The organism is Bilifractor sp. LCP21S3_A7 (assembly GCF_052118825.1).
In the GTDB taxonomy this organism is placed as follows: domain Bacteria; phylum Bacillota; class Clostridia; order Lachnospirales; family Lachnospiraceae; genus Bilifractor.
Window position 1 is genome coordinate 29,418 of the sequence record NZ_JBQKGL010000013.1, and the last position, 14,969, is coordinate 44,386.

The window sequence follows — 14,969 nt, forward strand, 5'->3', positions numbered from 1 at the left end:
CGGCTCTATGGACGGATTTCTCGCTAAATTTTACATCTTTTGTCATGTCCGAACAACAGTGCCGTGCATAGACATGCATTTCCTTGCTTCGCCTGCTTTTCAGCCGCGTTTGCTCTGAACCTCATCCCAGTATCTTGCGACCTCGGCGGAGTACTCCTTACCCTCCTGCGGGGCGCCGCATACCTCGTTGTAGTATGCCCAGATATCGCCGAACGGAAGCATCTTGTCCGCCTCCTGGTCGATCATCAGCTGTGTGAAGTTGCCCGCGTTCTGAAGTTCCTTCAGATGCTCATTCGGCAGGCACAGCGCATTCAGCAGGCACTTCTGCCAGGTACGGAAGCCGACTGCCCATGCGGATACACGGTTGATCGAAGCATCAAAATAGTCGAGTGCCATATGCACACGATCCAGCGCGTCATTGCGTACGATCTCCTTCGCCATCTCCTTCGGCTCATCATCAAAGAGAACGACGTGATCCGAATCCCAGCGAACCGGGCGGGTGATATGCAGAGCAATCTCCGGGAAGAAGGTGAGAAGCGCCGGAATCTTATCGGATACAACCTCCGTCGGATGATAATGGCCGTTATCCATCAGCGGAATCAGCTTGTCCTTATTGAATGCGGCATAGGTCAGCGCAAACTCAGAGGATCCGGAAGTGAATGACTCAACGCCGATTCCGAACACCTTGGACTCCAGGCACGGCTTTACCTTGTTGAAATCGTACGGCTCAGAAAGGATCTGGTCAACGGAATCCTTGTACCGCATTCTCGGGCCCATCCGGTCTGCGGGAACATCCTTCAGTCCGTCTCCGGTCCAGATATTCATCACACACACCTCACCGGTCTGCTCCGCGAAATAGTTTGCGATCCGAATGCATGCTTTTCCGTGCTCAATCCAGAACTTGCGGACATCCTCATCCGCGCTGGACAGGTTCATTCCGTCCGCGCCGGCACACGGATGAGAGAAGAAGGTCGGATTGAAGTCAATTCCCATATGATGCTTCTTTGCGAAGTCCACCCATTTCTGGAAATGCTTCGGCTCGATCTTGTCGCGGTCCACCTTCTGACCCTTTTCAAAAATTGCGTAGCTGGCGTGAAGATTCAGCTTTACCTTACCGGGAACAAGCTTGATCACCTCTTCAATATCAGCCATCAGCTCCTCCGGTGTTCTGGCGATTCCCGGATAGTTGCCGGTCGTCTGGATTCCTCCGGTCAGCTGACCGTCTGAATCGAAGCCGTGGACATCATCTCCCTGCCAGCAATGCAGGGAAACCGGAATATCCTTCAGCTTCTCAATGGCAGCGTCTGTGTCAATTCCAAGCGCCGCATACTGTTCCTTCGCAATCTCGTAGCGTTCCTTTACGGTTGTCATCTCTGTTCCTCCCATTCATTCGTCATTACAAATATTCTATTTTCACGGATTGATTCTTGCCGTGAGTCTTCGATCATCGTGAATCATTAATTACCATGTGTCATTTATTATCACCGGTCATTTCCCGGTGATGTGCTATGCGGCCGGCGGCTGTGGCGCAATTCAGAACCGGTACTGCGGCATACCGCTGAAATTCAGCCGGAAATCAGCTCTCCATCAGAGCTGTAAACCTTGATGCCGAAGGACTCGTGGATGTTCTCGCGGGCCTCTTCTACAGAATGGAAGACTCCGGTCGCGAGCATCTGTGCCGTGATATTGCCGATAGCGGTTCCTTCATTCGGACCTGCGTGCACCTCTTTGCCGGTTGCCTTTGCGGTCAGACGGTTCAGATAATCAACATTACAGCCTCCTCCGACAATATGAATTCTCGAGTAGCTTCGGCCGTTCGCTTCCTCCAGCTCCCTCTCCGTCTTCGCGTAGCACTCCGCGAGAGATGTATAGATCAGCGTCGCGAGCTGTCCGAAATTCTCCGGTACCTTCTGTCCGCTCTCCTCACAGGCTTTCCTGATCTCGCCGATCATGCTGTCCGGGGAAAGGAATCTCTCGTCATTCGCGTCCACCCGCGACGGAAAGTCCTTCTCCGCCTCCGCCATCTCTACAATCTGCGGGAAACTGTATTTGTCATTCACCTCATGCCGAGCCGAATTGATCATCCACAGACCCATGATGTTCTTCAGATAACGGAATCTGTGATCATAGCCGCCCTCGTTTGTAAAGTTCAGTGCACAGCTCTTTGCCGAGGTATCGGCGGTTTTGCGCTCCACGCCCATAAGCGACCAGGTTCCGGAGCTGATGTACACAAAATCATCGTCATTTGCCGGCACTGAGAGAACCGCAGAACCCGTGTCATGCGTGCAGGGCACAACGACCTCGAAGTCGTAACCGATCTCCTCCGCAAGCTCCGGACGGATATGTCCCAGCTTTGTGCCAGGCATTACAAGCTTCTGGAAGATCCTGCGCGGATATCCGAGCCTGTCAATCAGCTCCCAGTCGTACTCACAGGAAGCCGCATTGATCAGCTGACCTGTGGTAGCCTCCGTGTACTCATTCACCTTCTGTCCGGTTAGAAGGAAATGAAAATAGTCGGGAACATACAGAAGCGTCTCCGCCTTTTCCAGGTACTCCGGATGCTTCGTCTTCACCGCCATGAGCTGATAAATTGTATTGAAAATCGCCTTCTGAATACCGGTGCGGGCATACAGATCCTCAAGCGAGATGATCTTATATACCTCGTCATCCATGCCGTCTGTCCGGTGGTCGCGGTATCCGACCGTGTTGCCCACAACGTTGTCATCCTTGTCCAAAAGGACAAAATCAACGCCCCAGGTATCCACACCCACGTAGCTTGGCATCTTTCCGATCTCTTTACACTTCTTCAGTGCAATCTTGACTTCACGGAAAATCCGGTCAAATTCCCAGCAGAGTTCCCCGTCCTTCTTTACCATGCCATTCTCAAAACGGTGAACCTCCTGCAGCTGAAACTTTCCGTCCTCGATCCATCCGAGCATCATGCGTCCGCTGGATGCTCCGAAGTCCAATGCCCCATAATACGTCATAAAAAACCCTCCTTACACGCGCGTGATAAAATTACCCGATGTTTATCTTATTTATCTCGAGATTTTCCTTACATCCGACACCCTGTGTCTTGCTGTTCCCCATTATAGCAAAAGCGAAACGTTTTGAGTAGAACCAGGTTTGACAAAAAAAAGGTCCTCTTTTGCAACATAATCACAACAAATCGGTACAAAACCCTCGCAATCATACATCTGGTTCCTGTGAAGTCCACAGGCATATTGCAGAAAAAGCCCTTCCGAAAACAATGCCGCGTAACGAGATAAAACACGCTGCGCGAGTTTTATCTCGCTATCGCGACGCTCGCCGCACACGAATACTTCGCATTCGGCTGCGGCTCACTGTTCGCGTAAAAAAACCTGTGAAAAGTCCCGGGTATCCCGAAATCTTTCACAGGTTCTTTCAGCTATTCTTCTTTTGTGCGGTGGGAACATACTCCCGTTTACCACTTCGACTCCAGTGCCGGATTCCCTGCTCCGGCTTCAATATGCCGGGACCGGTCAGGTCCGGATCATTTCATTCAATACTCTCCTGCTCCTCAGCGGACGGTCGAGAATCCGGTCTGTCTGACGGTTCAGAGCACTTTCCAGTTCCTTCAACACCTCCGGCTTCACCTCAAAGGTATACAGCTTTGTCAGAGGAGCGCTCATGACATAGCGGACCACATACAGCGCGGACGGACTCATCAGAGCAGGATCCGGCGCATACTCACCATTTATCGTCATGATCCGGATCTCAAAGATCCGTCTCACCAGCCGGTTGTCCAGGTGCGGATTCAGGATCGCCTTCATGGTCAGATACAGAAGATTCAGCATGTCAGTACCGTCGATGCCCTCCCGGCCGTAGTAATCCGCAAAATCCAGGAAGTAATACCCGTAATAGACTCCCGGCTGTTCAAAGGCCAGCTCGGTGAAGTATTCCCGGATTGAAGCGGAGATCAGGCTGTAGGAATTTCTTCCTTCGACCAGCGTGAAGCTCCCGAAGGCAAAGGGATTGGACAATGCCATGAGCGTGCTGCCCGGCCGGCGGGCGCCTCTCGCAAAACAGCTGATTCTGCCAAGCTCTCTCGTCAGAATCACAAGTCTTTTATCGTTCTCACCGATCGGCATCGCCGACAAAACCATTCCCGACACATTGATCTGTTCATTCATATCTCTCAGCTCAGAATACCAAATTTCTTCACACCTAACGAAAGGCAAGGGCTTCAAGCGGCGTCCCGGTCTATTCCTTTAGTTCCTTCTTGTCGTAGCCGTAATTTTTGACGAGAATATCACTTTCTCTCCAGTCCTTCCGTACCTTGACCCAGAGCTTCAGATTAACCTTGCCGCCGAGCATCGTCTCGATTTCTTTCCGTGCCTCGGTTCCGATCTTTTTCAGCATGGCGCCGTTTTTTCCAATAATGATACCCTTGTGGGATTCTCTCTCACAGATGATCGTTGCCTCAATATCTGTAATCGAACCATCCGGACGCTCCCGCATCTTGTCGATGACCACAGCGATTCCATGCGGTATCTCCTCTCCCAGAGACCGCAACGCCTTTTCACGGATCATTTCCGAGGCGATCTGCCGCATCGGCTGATCCGTTATGGTTTCCTCTGAAAAGAAACGCGGCCCGTAAGGAAGCACTCGGAACAGGCTGTCGATCAGCACATCCAGATTTCTGCTGTGCAGCGCGGACACACAGACAATGTCCTCGAATCGGGTAATGTTCCGGTATGCTTCCATCGTGCTCTGTACGACTTCCTTTTTGACCTTGTCAATCTTATTGATAACAAGGATAATCGGAAGACCGCAGCGGTCAAGCATCTTTGCTATGTGCTGTTCCGCAGCGCCGATGTAATCCCCGGGTTCAATGAGCCACATCACGGCGTCCACGTCCTTCAGGGAACTCTCCGCCGCGTAAACCATGTATTCCCCCAGCTTGTTCTTCGCCTTGTGAATTCCCGGCGTGTCGAGAAACACAATCTGCCCGCGCTCGCTGTTGTAGATTGTCTGAATCCGGTTCCGGGTTGTCTGCGGCTTTCGTGAAGTAATCGCAATCTTCTGTCCGATCAGATGATTCATCAGCGTAGATTTTCCCACATTCGGTCTTCCAATTAATGCGACAAATCCCGATTTGATCGCCCCGGTTCCAGTCCCCATTCCTGCTTCCATACCTTTTCTCCCTGTCCTGTCTCAGGTAAGGCTTTCAATCTTCCTGAAGAGATCTGCGTGTTTATCCACGGAGCTTTCACTGCCGATCACACAGATATTGCGCGCGGCAAGAACTGATGCGACCGGATCTGCAAGAGCCCGGATATCCTCCGCTTCCGCGTCCAGAACCTCATCTCTTTCCTGCTGAAAATCTTTCTCTGTCAGACCCGCGAACCAGCAGTTCAGCGCAAAGCTTCCCCTGGAAGATGCCGTCATCGGTGTATCCATCTCACTGATTGTACCGATGATGTACTTCGTCATTGCCTTTTCATCCGCGTCAAACTTTCTGAGATACTCCGGCAGACCGGCATATACGTCCAGTGTGTTCTTCAGATGAGGGTCCCTGTACGATACCAGATAACTGTCGCCGGAACGTTTGAAGCTGCTCATACAGCCGTAAGCTCCGCCGAGTACCCTCAGATTCATCCAAAGATAATCGTAATTCAGAATCATTCGAAGAATCCGGAAGGCTCCGGTATATTCATATCCGTCTTTCCGGTAATTGCCTGCCTGGGCCACAAACTGCACCTGTCCGGAGGTCTTGAATCCCTCATTCTTCTGCTCCGGTTTCCAGTCAAAGCTTCCCTCCTCGAAGGGATCTGTGCAGAGATTCTCCTCAAGCGACAGAATTTCCTCTTCTATACCGTCAAATCCTTCTTCCTCGGCTGTCACGCTGACCGTCAGATTCTCAGGACGGAATACGATCTTCATGAGCTTCTGAAGGTTTTCGATCAGGTTATCCGCCTTCTCTTCAAAATGCTCATCCAGATCCTTTACCAGACGGAACTGATCAATTCCCGTTGTTTTCTCTGTCCACGCGGAAAGAAGAGACTGGTAGGACAGTGCACGCTTCGCCGCGGAAGTATGACCTGCGGCAGGGATTGCCTGCTCCATTCCTGCTCTTGTACTTGCAAGAATCTCATGAAGTCTCTTTTTGTCATTGAATTTCGATGTCTTCAGGATCTCCTGAATCATCTCGAAGACAAAATCTTTCTCACTGTAGAGATATTTTGCCTTTACCCCGAACATGCGATAGCCCTTGGAATCATCCAGCCCCTTCTCCGTCGGAAGAACCTGCAGACCGAAGTTGATTCCGCCGGTCCTTGCGTTGATTTCATGGAACAGCCTGCCGTAGGTATAGTGCTCCGTATCCACGACTCCGAGCATATTCTTCAAAATTCCGAGATAAGGAACCAGTTCATCCGGAACCTTCGCGGTATCAAACAGCAGCGTCAGATACGCGATTCCGTTTGTAAAATAATGATGTCTCAGATATGTGGTGTCGTTGACACGAATTTGTTCCGTGTCCGGATGAAGCGGTGTCTTCCGGTCGATATCCTTTCTGGAAAGCATCGGAAGCGAATTCAAAGCCTCCTCGGAATCCTCCGATTCCTGATATTCCTTTAACGCCTTCGTCCCGGCAACCATCGCATCCAGCTCCTCATCTGAGAGCGATGCCTTATACGCTGCGAGCTTCTCCGCCGCAGCCTTCTCTCTGCGGGCAGCCAGACCTTTCTCCGGCTTCAGCGTCACAACCGCGGCATGATTGTTTGACAGGAGATACCTGCGAATCAGATTCTCAAAATAGCCCGTGCCATTTTGTTTCTTGAGTTCTTCAAAAGCATCCAGCTCCTTCAGGTATTCAAAAGGCTTCCCCTCGTCATAGAGCCAGCTGTCAAAAAGATCCATACCGTAGATCAGGCCCTTCGGGAACTGCGCATAATCTGCCTCCCGGAAACGGAACTCGAAATAATTGATTCCCGAGGCAATAGCGAGTGTGTCCAGCCCCTCCTCCGCCAGCTTCTCCAGCGTGTCATGCACGACAGACAGAAATCTGTCCTTATCCTCCGCATTTGCGTTCTTCGCAATCACGGAAAAGAACGGCTGAAGAATTCCGTCGTTGTAGGCACCTTCCACATCTCTTCCGATTCCCGCGTCCAGCAGTGCCTGCTTGACCGGAGCTCCCGGTGCGTCCAGAAGTACATACTCCAGAACCGAGAAGGCAATATTCAGAGTCACATCCGAATAATCCCCCACCACTGTATTGACAGACAGGTACGTATTGTCCCTCTCAGGCTCACTGTCCAGAACCGGGTAACTCATCGTGACATCCTTTACCTCAGAGAACGGTTTCTGCATCGGAATCTCTGATTCAACCGGAATACGATCAAAACGGCTCAGATACTCCCGGTCCAGCCACTCCAGCTTCTCCTCCATGTCCATGTTTCCATAAAGATAAATATAGCAGTTGGAAGGATGATAATACTTTCTGTGGAAATCCAGAAACTCCTCATACGTCAGATCCGGAATTACCTCCGGATCTCCGCCGGATTCCACGCCATAGGGAGTATCCGGAAACAGTGTATTGAAGACGGCGCGGTCAAGCACCTCATCCGCCGATGAAAAGACGCCCTTCATCTCGTTGTAAACGACGCCGTTGTAGGTCAAAGGATCCTCTCTGTTCTCGAGTTGATAATGCCAGCCCTCCTGACGGAAAATCTTCTCGTTCTTATAAATATTCGGAAAGAACACAGCATCCAGATATACATCCATCAGATTTTGAAAATCCGTGTCATTACAGCTGGCTACCGGAAACATCGTCTTGTCCGGATACGTGAGGGCATTCAGGAATGTATTCAGAGATCCCTTTACCAGTTCTACAAAAGGATCCTTCAGAGGAAACTTTCTGGATCCGCATAATACGGTATGTTCAATAATGTGCGCGACTCCCGTCGAATTTTTCGGCGGAGTCCGGAAGGCGATGTTGAACACCTTATTCTCATCATCGTTGGAAAGGAGCGCAATCCTGGCGCCGCTCTTCCTGTGACGCAGAAGCTTTCCCTCAGCGTGCACGTCTTTGATATATTCTTCACTGATTAATTCATACTTATCTGTCATACGCAGCTTCACTCTCCTGATTTCTCAATTCTACATCGTTTTCTCCGGAACCGGATAGAAACAAACGCCTGCCACCGTCCGATCTCCGCGACCGGGCGGAAACATACGCCTGCCGCCGTCCGATCTCCGTGGCCGGGCGGAAACGAACGCCTCCTGCTGCCCGATCTCCGTGACCGGCTGAAAGCAAACGCATCCCGCTGTCCGCTCTCCCTTGCCGGACGTCTGTCAGCGGTCGTTTCCTTCCCCGTAACGCTCCGCCATCTGTCTCAGCTGGTCCGCAGTGAGTACAAGGTTAAAGCCGGCCGGGTTAAAGACAAATCCCTCGGATTCCTTTACCAGAAAATTATGAATCCGGTCATAGGTGATCGGCGTCAGTTCAAGCTTCACGCCCTTGTTCCTCTGATTGAACTTCTGAACCTCGCCAAAATCCGTGTAAACCGGCTGAAAGGTCTTCCCCGCCTTTGTCTTGACAAGCGGAACCTTCACCTTCTGGTTCTTGTCCTTCGGGTCCCATTTTCCCTCAATCTCGCTGACATCAAACGAGATGATAAACCGGGAACGAAACAGATTGTGCGCCATCTCCTCTTCAAGGTCATGCAGATGCTTCTTCTCCTCCTGATTACGTTCAACCGGTCTGGTAAGCTCCTGCATAAAATACAGTGCCGTCAGCTGAAGTTCCGGGTTCGCCCTCGGAATCTTATCATTCCGCAGCGCATCAATATCCGGTTTCTCCACCAGATCCGTGAGCTGAATCCGGATCGGCGCGCCCTCCTCCTGATACATCACGGCATTGATGCCGTACAGATAAAGCGTCCGCAGGAACGGAAGAATCATCCCCCGTTCAACCTTCACTGCCTGCAGCAGATATTTGTCCAGGGTGTATGGATGCGCAAAGGTCTGCGTCATCTCCTTCGTTGTAAAAATATAGATCTGATCATCGAATGTCTCCGGATCACACTCCACAAAAGGGCAATGCGTGAGTGCCGAATACAGGACATAGATGCTCTCATTCTTCTCGATTTTTTTCAACATAAAACTCTTATCAATTATTGCCATGTCAGTTCCTTACCGCACAGCTTTCCTGTGCCTGAATGATGAATAAATATAGTAACGTCCCCTTCGGGACCGGGATCCTTGTCACCGCAAACCACGCCTGCAAAGCACGGACTTCCGCACACTATGCGATGTAGGTCATCGCTTTTGACGCTGTAATATACTATATCATATTGTAAATCCACGCGCAACGAACCGAAATTTTAAAGGTTTGATCCGTGAATTCTTCGTTTTGTCTGCCCTGATCGATCAAGGAAAATATGCTGTAATCGAGACCTTTTCCCTGCTCAATTATATAATTGGTAAAGAATCCTGCAGAAAGGAGCATGAAAACCAATGAGTGTGAGCGGATGTGATCTTTTTCCGCTTCAACTAATGATATGCCGAGCATCTGGAAATCATACAAAAAAAAGAAACCCGGGGCAGATTTCTCTGCGCCGGGCGTATTACACGTTTGAACTCTATATATCCGACCGGATCTGTGATCCGGGAGCAGGGCCGCGGCATAGCCGGGTCCTGCCTTTATTTTATCAGAAACTTTACTGCTCTGCCGGTCCGTACAGTTTGATGAGCTTGTTGAGGTATGTATATCTCTCAGCAGACTCCTCTTTCTGCTTGCTCTGCAGTCTCTCAGCCTTTGCCGGGTTCGCACGCTTCAGAGAATTGTAACGTACTTCGCCGTCCAGGAAATCCTGATAGATATCAGCCTGCGGAGCCTTGGAATCCAGAGTAAATGCAGGCTTGTCTGTTCCAACCAGTGCCGGGTTGTAACGGAACAGATGCCAGTATCCGGACTTAACTGCGAGCTCTTCCTCGGTCATTACCTTGCCCATACCCTTGCGGATACCGTGGTTGATACACGGAGCGTAAGCAATGATCAGAGAAGGTCCGTCATAAGCCTCAGCCTCGCTGATTGCCTTAACAGCCTGGTTGTAATCAGCGCCCATAGCGATCTGCGCTACATATACATAGCCGTAGGACATAGCGATCGAAGCAAGGTCCTTCTTCTTGGTCTCCTTACCGCCTGCAGCGAACTGAGCAACTGCTCCGGTAGGTGTAGCCTTGGAGGACTGTCCGCCGGTGTTGGAGTATACCTCAGTATCAATAACCAGAACATTGATATCCTTATCGGAAGCGATGACATGATCCAGTCCGCCGAATCCGATATCATAGCCCCAGCCGTCACCACCGAATACCCAGTTGGACTTCTTCGCCAGGAACTGTTTGTTGTCCTTGATGAACGCAGCCTCTTCTGTTGTATTGTCAGCGATTGCAGCAAGCAGCTTATCTGTTGCGACTCTGTTCTCAGCACCCTTTGTCATGGTGTCGAGCCATGCCTGTCCGGCTTCCTTGACAGATGCATCCTTCTCAATAAGAGCTTCAACCTTTGTCTTCAGCTCATCACGGATAGCTTTCTGTCCAAGCAGCATACCATAGCCGAACTCTGCGGCATCCTCAAACAGGGAGTTAGACCATGCCGGTCCTCTGCCGTTCTGATCTACCGTATAAGGTGTAGACGGTGAAGAGTTCGCCCAGATAGAAGAACATCCGGTAGCGTTTCCGATCTGCATTCTGCTTCCGAACAGCTGAGTGATCAGCTTTACATAAGGAGTCTCACCGCAGCCTGCGCATGCGCCGGAGAACTCGAGCAGAGGTTTCTTGAACTGGCTGCCCTTTACGGAAGTGATCTTGAACTTGTCGATAACATCCTGCTTCTCCGGAAGCTTAACCGCATAATCGAAGCCCTTCTGCTGATCCATGGCATCGGCAATCGGAGTCATAGTCAGAGCCTTCTCACCCTTCTTGCCCGGGCATACATTCGCGCAGGATCCGCAGCCTGTGCAGTCCATGGTGGAAATCTGAATGCCGAACTTGTAGGACGGCATACCGGTCATCGGAATGTTCTTGAAGCCTTCCGGTGCCGCAGCAACCTCAGCCTCTGTCAGAGCGAACGGACGGATAACCGCGTGCGGGCAGACATAAGAACATCTGTTACACTGGATACAGTTGTCGTTGTTCCAAACCGGAACATTTACAGCGATGCCACGCTTCTCATAAGCAGCAGTACCGGACGGAGTCTCGCCGTTTGAATATTTCAGAACGTCGGAAACCTTCAGGCTGTTGCCTTCCTGAGAGGAAACAGCCAGCTGAATGTTGTTGACGAAATCAACGGCATCCTTGCGGCCCTCGGAAACCTTCTTGAACTCAAGGCCTTCATCCTCGCAGTCAGCCCAGCTTGCAGGTACATCTACCTGAACAGCTCTGTCTGCGCCCGCGTCGATAGCAGCCCAGTTCTTCTTGACAATATCATCACCCTTGCGGCCATAAGTAGCCTTTGCCGCTGCCTTCATCAGCTCGATTGCCTTCTCCTCCGGAATGATACCCGTCAGCTTGAAGAACGCGGACTGAAGAATGGTGTTGATACGGGTCGGTCCCATGCCTACCTCGATACCTGTCTTTACACCATCGATGACATAGAACTTAATGTGATGCTTTGCGATATATGCCTTAACCTGTCCCGGAAGATGCTTCTCCAGCTCTTCTCCGGTCCACGGGCAGTTCAGCAGGAACGTTCCGCCGTCTACCAGCTCCTGAACCATGTTGAACTTGGTGATGTAGGACGGATTGTGGCATGCAACGAAGTTTGCTCTGTGAATCAGGTAAGTGGATTTGATCGGTTTCTTACCAAAACGCAGATGAGACATTGTTACACCGCCGGACTTCTTGGAATCATAATCGAAGTAAGCCTGTGCGTACATGTCTGTGTTGTCGCCGATAATCTTGATGGAGTTCTTGTTTGCTCCTACGGTACCATCAGCTCCAAGTCCCCAGAACTTGCAGTTTACAGTTCCTTCCGGTGTGGTGACGAGCGGCTCACCTACCGGCAGAGACAGATTGGTTACATCATCGACGATATCGATGGTGAATCTCTCCTTTGTCTCGTTGTCGAATACGGCAACGATCTGCTCCGGAGTGGTATCCTTGGATCCAAGTCCGTAACGTCCGCCAAAGATCTTGATTCCGTCGAACTTGCTTCCGCGAAGTGCTTCAACAACATCCAGGAACAGAGGCTCACCAATGGAACCCGGCTCCTTTGTACGGTCAAGTACGGAAACCTTCTTTACCGTATCCGGGATTGCGTCAATCAGTGCCTGTCTGGAGAACGGTCTGTACAGACGTACCTTTACAACGCCGACCTTGCGGCCCTGAGCCATCATGTAATCGATGGTCTCCTCGATACAGTCGCATACAGAACCCATAGCTACGATAACCTGATCTGCATCCGGAGCGCCATAGTAGTTGAACAGCTTGTAGTCTGTTCCGATCTTGGCATTTACCATATCCATGTACTTCTGAACGATTCCGGGCATTTCATCATAGAGGCTGTTGCATGCCTCACGGGTCTGGAAGAAGATATCCGGATTCTGGGCGGATCCCATTTCCTTCGGGTTCTCCGGGTTCAGAGCGTTTGCCTTGAACTCCTTCAGAGCCTTGATATCGATCATGTCTCTCAGATCCTCATAATCCCAGGTCTCAATCTTCTGAAGCTCGTGGGATGTACGGAATCCATCGAAGAAGTTGATGAATGGAAGATGTCCGGAGATAGCTGATGCATGAGCGACAGGCGTCAGATCCATAACCTCCTGTACAGAAGATTCGCAGAGCATTGCAGCGCCGGTCTGGCGGCATGCATATACGTCTGAATGATCACCGAAGATGTTCAGTGCATGTGTAGCAACGCAGCGCGCAGATACATCAAATACTGCAGGCAGCTGCTCACCGGCGATCTTGTAGATGTTCGGGATCATCAGAAGAAGACCCTGGGATGCGGTATATGTGGTTGTCAGAGCGCCGGCTGCTACAGAACCGTGAACGGCACCAGCTGCACCTGCCTCAGACTGCATCTCTGTGATCTGAACTTCCTGTCCGAACAGGTTCTTTCTTCCCTGAGTCGCCCACTCATCAGTGTGTTCAGCCATCGGTGAAGAAGGTGTGATCGGATAGATCGCTGCCACTTCGGTAAAAGCATACGAAGCATGAGCTGCTGCTGTGTTACCATCCATGGTTTTCATTTTTCTTGCCATCGTAACTATTCCTCCTTATATAACTTAAGATGTATAATTGATTTTATACACATACAAGGTTATTATAGCACCCGTATTTTTCTTTGTCACCAGTTCGGCAAATGTATTTTATTAAATACACTATGTCTGTCATATACACCTCTTCTTTCAATACGCCGTGTCCGTTACATATGCCTCTTCTTTCAATACGCCGTGTCTGTTACAAACCGCCACGTTTCGGATCGTATTCCTCGTTGTTTTTCCCTGTCTCCGGTTCCCGGCCATCCCCAGTGACTGCCCTGCAATCCCTGTCGAGATCCACCCGGTGATCCACCTTCTTCATCACACGTCTGGCGCGCAGCTTGGAGAAGATAATGACCTGACTCGAGAAAAGCCCGTTGTATCCGGAAAAGACAAAGCTCAGCATACAGGCCACTCCGAAATAGGGAAGCCCGGCACCGCCGAAAACCTCCGCCGCGAGGAGTATCGATGTAATCATTGTGTTCGTGACGCCGGCAAACATGGCCGCGAAACCGACGGCTGCCGCGAATCCTGCCGGAATACCCAGAAGCTGACCGAATACACAGCCGAAGGTTGCGCCGATATAGAAGGTCGGAACGATTTCTCCTCCCTTGAATCCGGCTTCCAGTGTAAGCGCCGTGAACAGAATCTTCATCGCGAAATCCCACGGCCTCGCCTGCCCCTGTCCGATCGCTCTTGCGATCACATCCACGCCGGCTCCGTTATAGTCCTGATTTCCCACCAGAAACGTCAGCCCGACAATAACCGCTCCGCCCACAAGAACGCGCAGATACGGATTTTTCAGGAACCGCTCATAGAGCCCCTTCGCATAATGTAGTGCCATGACAAAAAACGCGGAGACAAGGCCGCAGGCTGCCGCAAGAACCATGACCTTTCCCATCATCAGCGGACTAACATCAGGTGCCTCAATCTGAAAGTGCACCGGTGTCGCCCCCATGAGGGATGCCACCTCAGCGGCAAAAACAGACGCGATCATTCCCGGGACAAGCGCCGCATGCTTTACCATCCCGACACTGATGACTGTGGCCACAAAAACCGCCGCCGTAACCGGCGTTCCGAACAATGCCGCAAAAAAAGCCGCCATTCCGGTCATCGTTGCGATCTTCTTATCCTCCTCATCGAAGCGGAACATCTGCCCGATGTGGTTCCCGATATCTCCGCCGATCTGCAGTGCGGCACCCTCTCGGCCGGCGGAACCGCCGAACAGATGGGTGAGAACTGTTCCGACAAAAATCGCAGGTATCAGCCGGAATTTGAGAGAATCTCCCTCAACAGCAGAGTCAAAGACAGCGTTGGTTCCGACGCCGGATAATTTCAGTTTCTGATACATAAGGACAATCAAAAGTCCTGCCGCCGGAAGGAATAAGATCATCCATCCGTTCACTGACCGGAACTGTGTCGCCCAGGATACGCATCGTGCGAATGCTCCTCCGGTCACGCCGCATACAGCTCCTGTCACAAGAGAAAGGATGATCCATTTTACGAAATAGGCAAAATAATCTTTCGCCCATCGTCTGCCCTGTTCATTATTCTGATCTGTCATCTATTCAAATTCCTCTTCCTTTTCTGCCTGCGGCAGCTCCTCCGCCTCTGTTTCCTCCGATGCTATCCGCTGCTCTAACCTGCATCCCCGAACACACCCGTCTTCTGCTGTTCTGCCTCAATACTGCCGGCTGCTCTTATCTGCGTCCGCGAACGTACCTCATCTTCTGCTGC

8 protein-coding genes are annotated in these 14,969 nt (G+C 51.1%); all 8 read right to left on the reverse strand.

What is annotated here, in order from left to right; translation table 11 throughout:
• Positions 1 to 99: 99 nt before the first annotated feature.
• Complete coding sequence (locus tag ACTQ1O_RS11730; protein ID WP_441487403.1) at positions 100 to 1,371, reverse strand: L-rhamnose isomerase; 1,272 nt, start codon at positions 1,369 to 1,371, stop codon at positions 100 to 102.
• Between the two features lie 194 nt (positions 1,372 to 1,565).
• Complete coding sequence (gene rhaB, locus ACTQ1O_RS11735; protein WP_441487404.1) at positions 1,566 to 2,987, reverse strand: rhamnulokinase; 1,422 nt, start codon at positions 2,985 to 2,987, stop codon at positions 1,566 to 1,568.
• Between the two features lie 516 nt (positions 2,988 to 3,503).
• Positions 3,504 to 4,154: a DNA repair protein RecO gene (recO, locus tag ACTQ1O_RS11740; RefSeq protein WP_441487405.1), complete on the reverse strand. Its 651-nt coding sequence runs from the start codon at positions 4,152 to 4,154 to the stop codon at positions 3,504 to 3,506.
• 70 nt (positions 4,155 to 4,224) lie between these two features.
• Positions 4,225 to 5,157, reverse strand: a complete 933-nt coding sequence (gene era / locus ACTQ1O_RS11745) for a GTPase Era (protein ID WP_441487406.1) — start codon at positions 5,155 to 5,157, stop codon at positions 4,225 to 4,227.
• Between the two features lie 21 nt (positions 5,158 to 5,178).
• Positions 5,179 to 8,094 (reverse strand): insulinase family protein, encoded by a 2,916-nt coding sequence (locus ACTQ1O_RS11750; RefSeq protein ID WP_441487407.1) that lies wholly within the window; start codon positions 8,092 to 8,094, stop codon positions 5,179 to 5,181.
• Between the two features lie 225 nt (positions 8,095 to 8,319).
• Positions 8,320 to 9,150 (reverse strand): SseB family protein, encoded by an 831-nt coding sequence (locus ACTQ1O_RS11755; RefSeq protein ID WP_441099925.1) that lies wholly within the window; start codon positions 9,148 to 9,150, stop codon positions 8,320 to 8,322.
• Between the two features lie 536 nt (positions 9,151 to 9,686).
• Complete coding sequence (gene nifJ / locus ACTQ1O_RS11760) at positions 9,687 to 13,232, reverse strand: pyruvate:ferredoxin (flavodoxin) oxidoreductase (RefSeq protein ID WP_441487408.1); 3,546 nt, start codon at positions 13,230 to 13,232, stop codon at positions 9,687 to 9,689.
• A 199-nt stretch (positions 13,233 to 13,431) separates the two neighbouring features.
• The gene (locus ACTQ1O_RS11765) at positions 13,432 to 14,796 is read right to left on the reverse strand and encodes a chloride channel protein (protein WP_441487409.1); all 1,365 of its coding nucleotides are present in this window, start codon (positions 14,794 to 14,796) and stop codon (positions 13,432 to 13,434) included.
• Positions 14,797 to 14,969 lie beyond the last annotated feature (173 nt).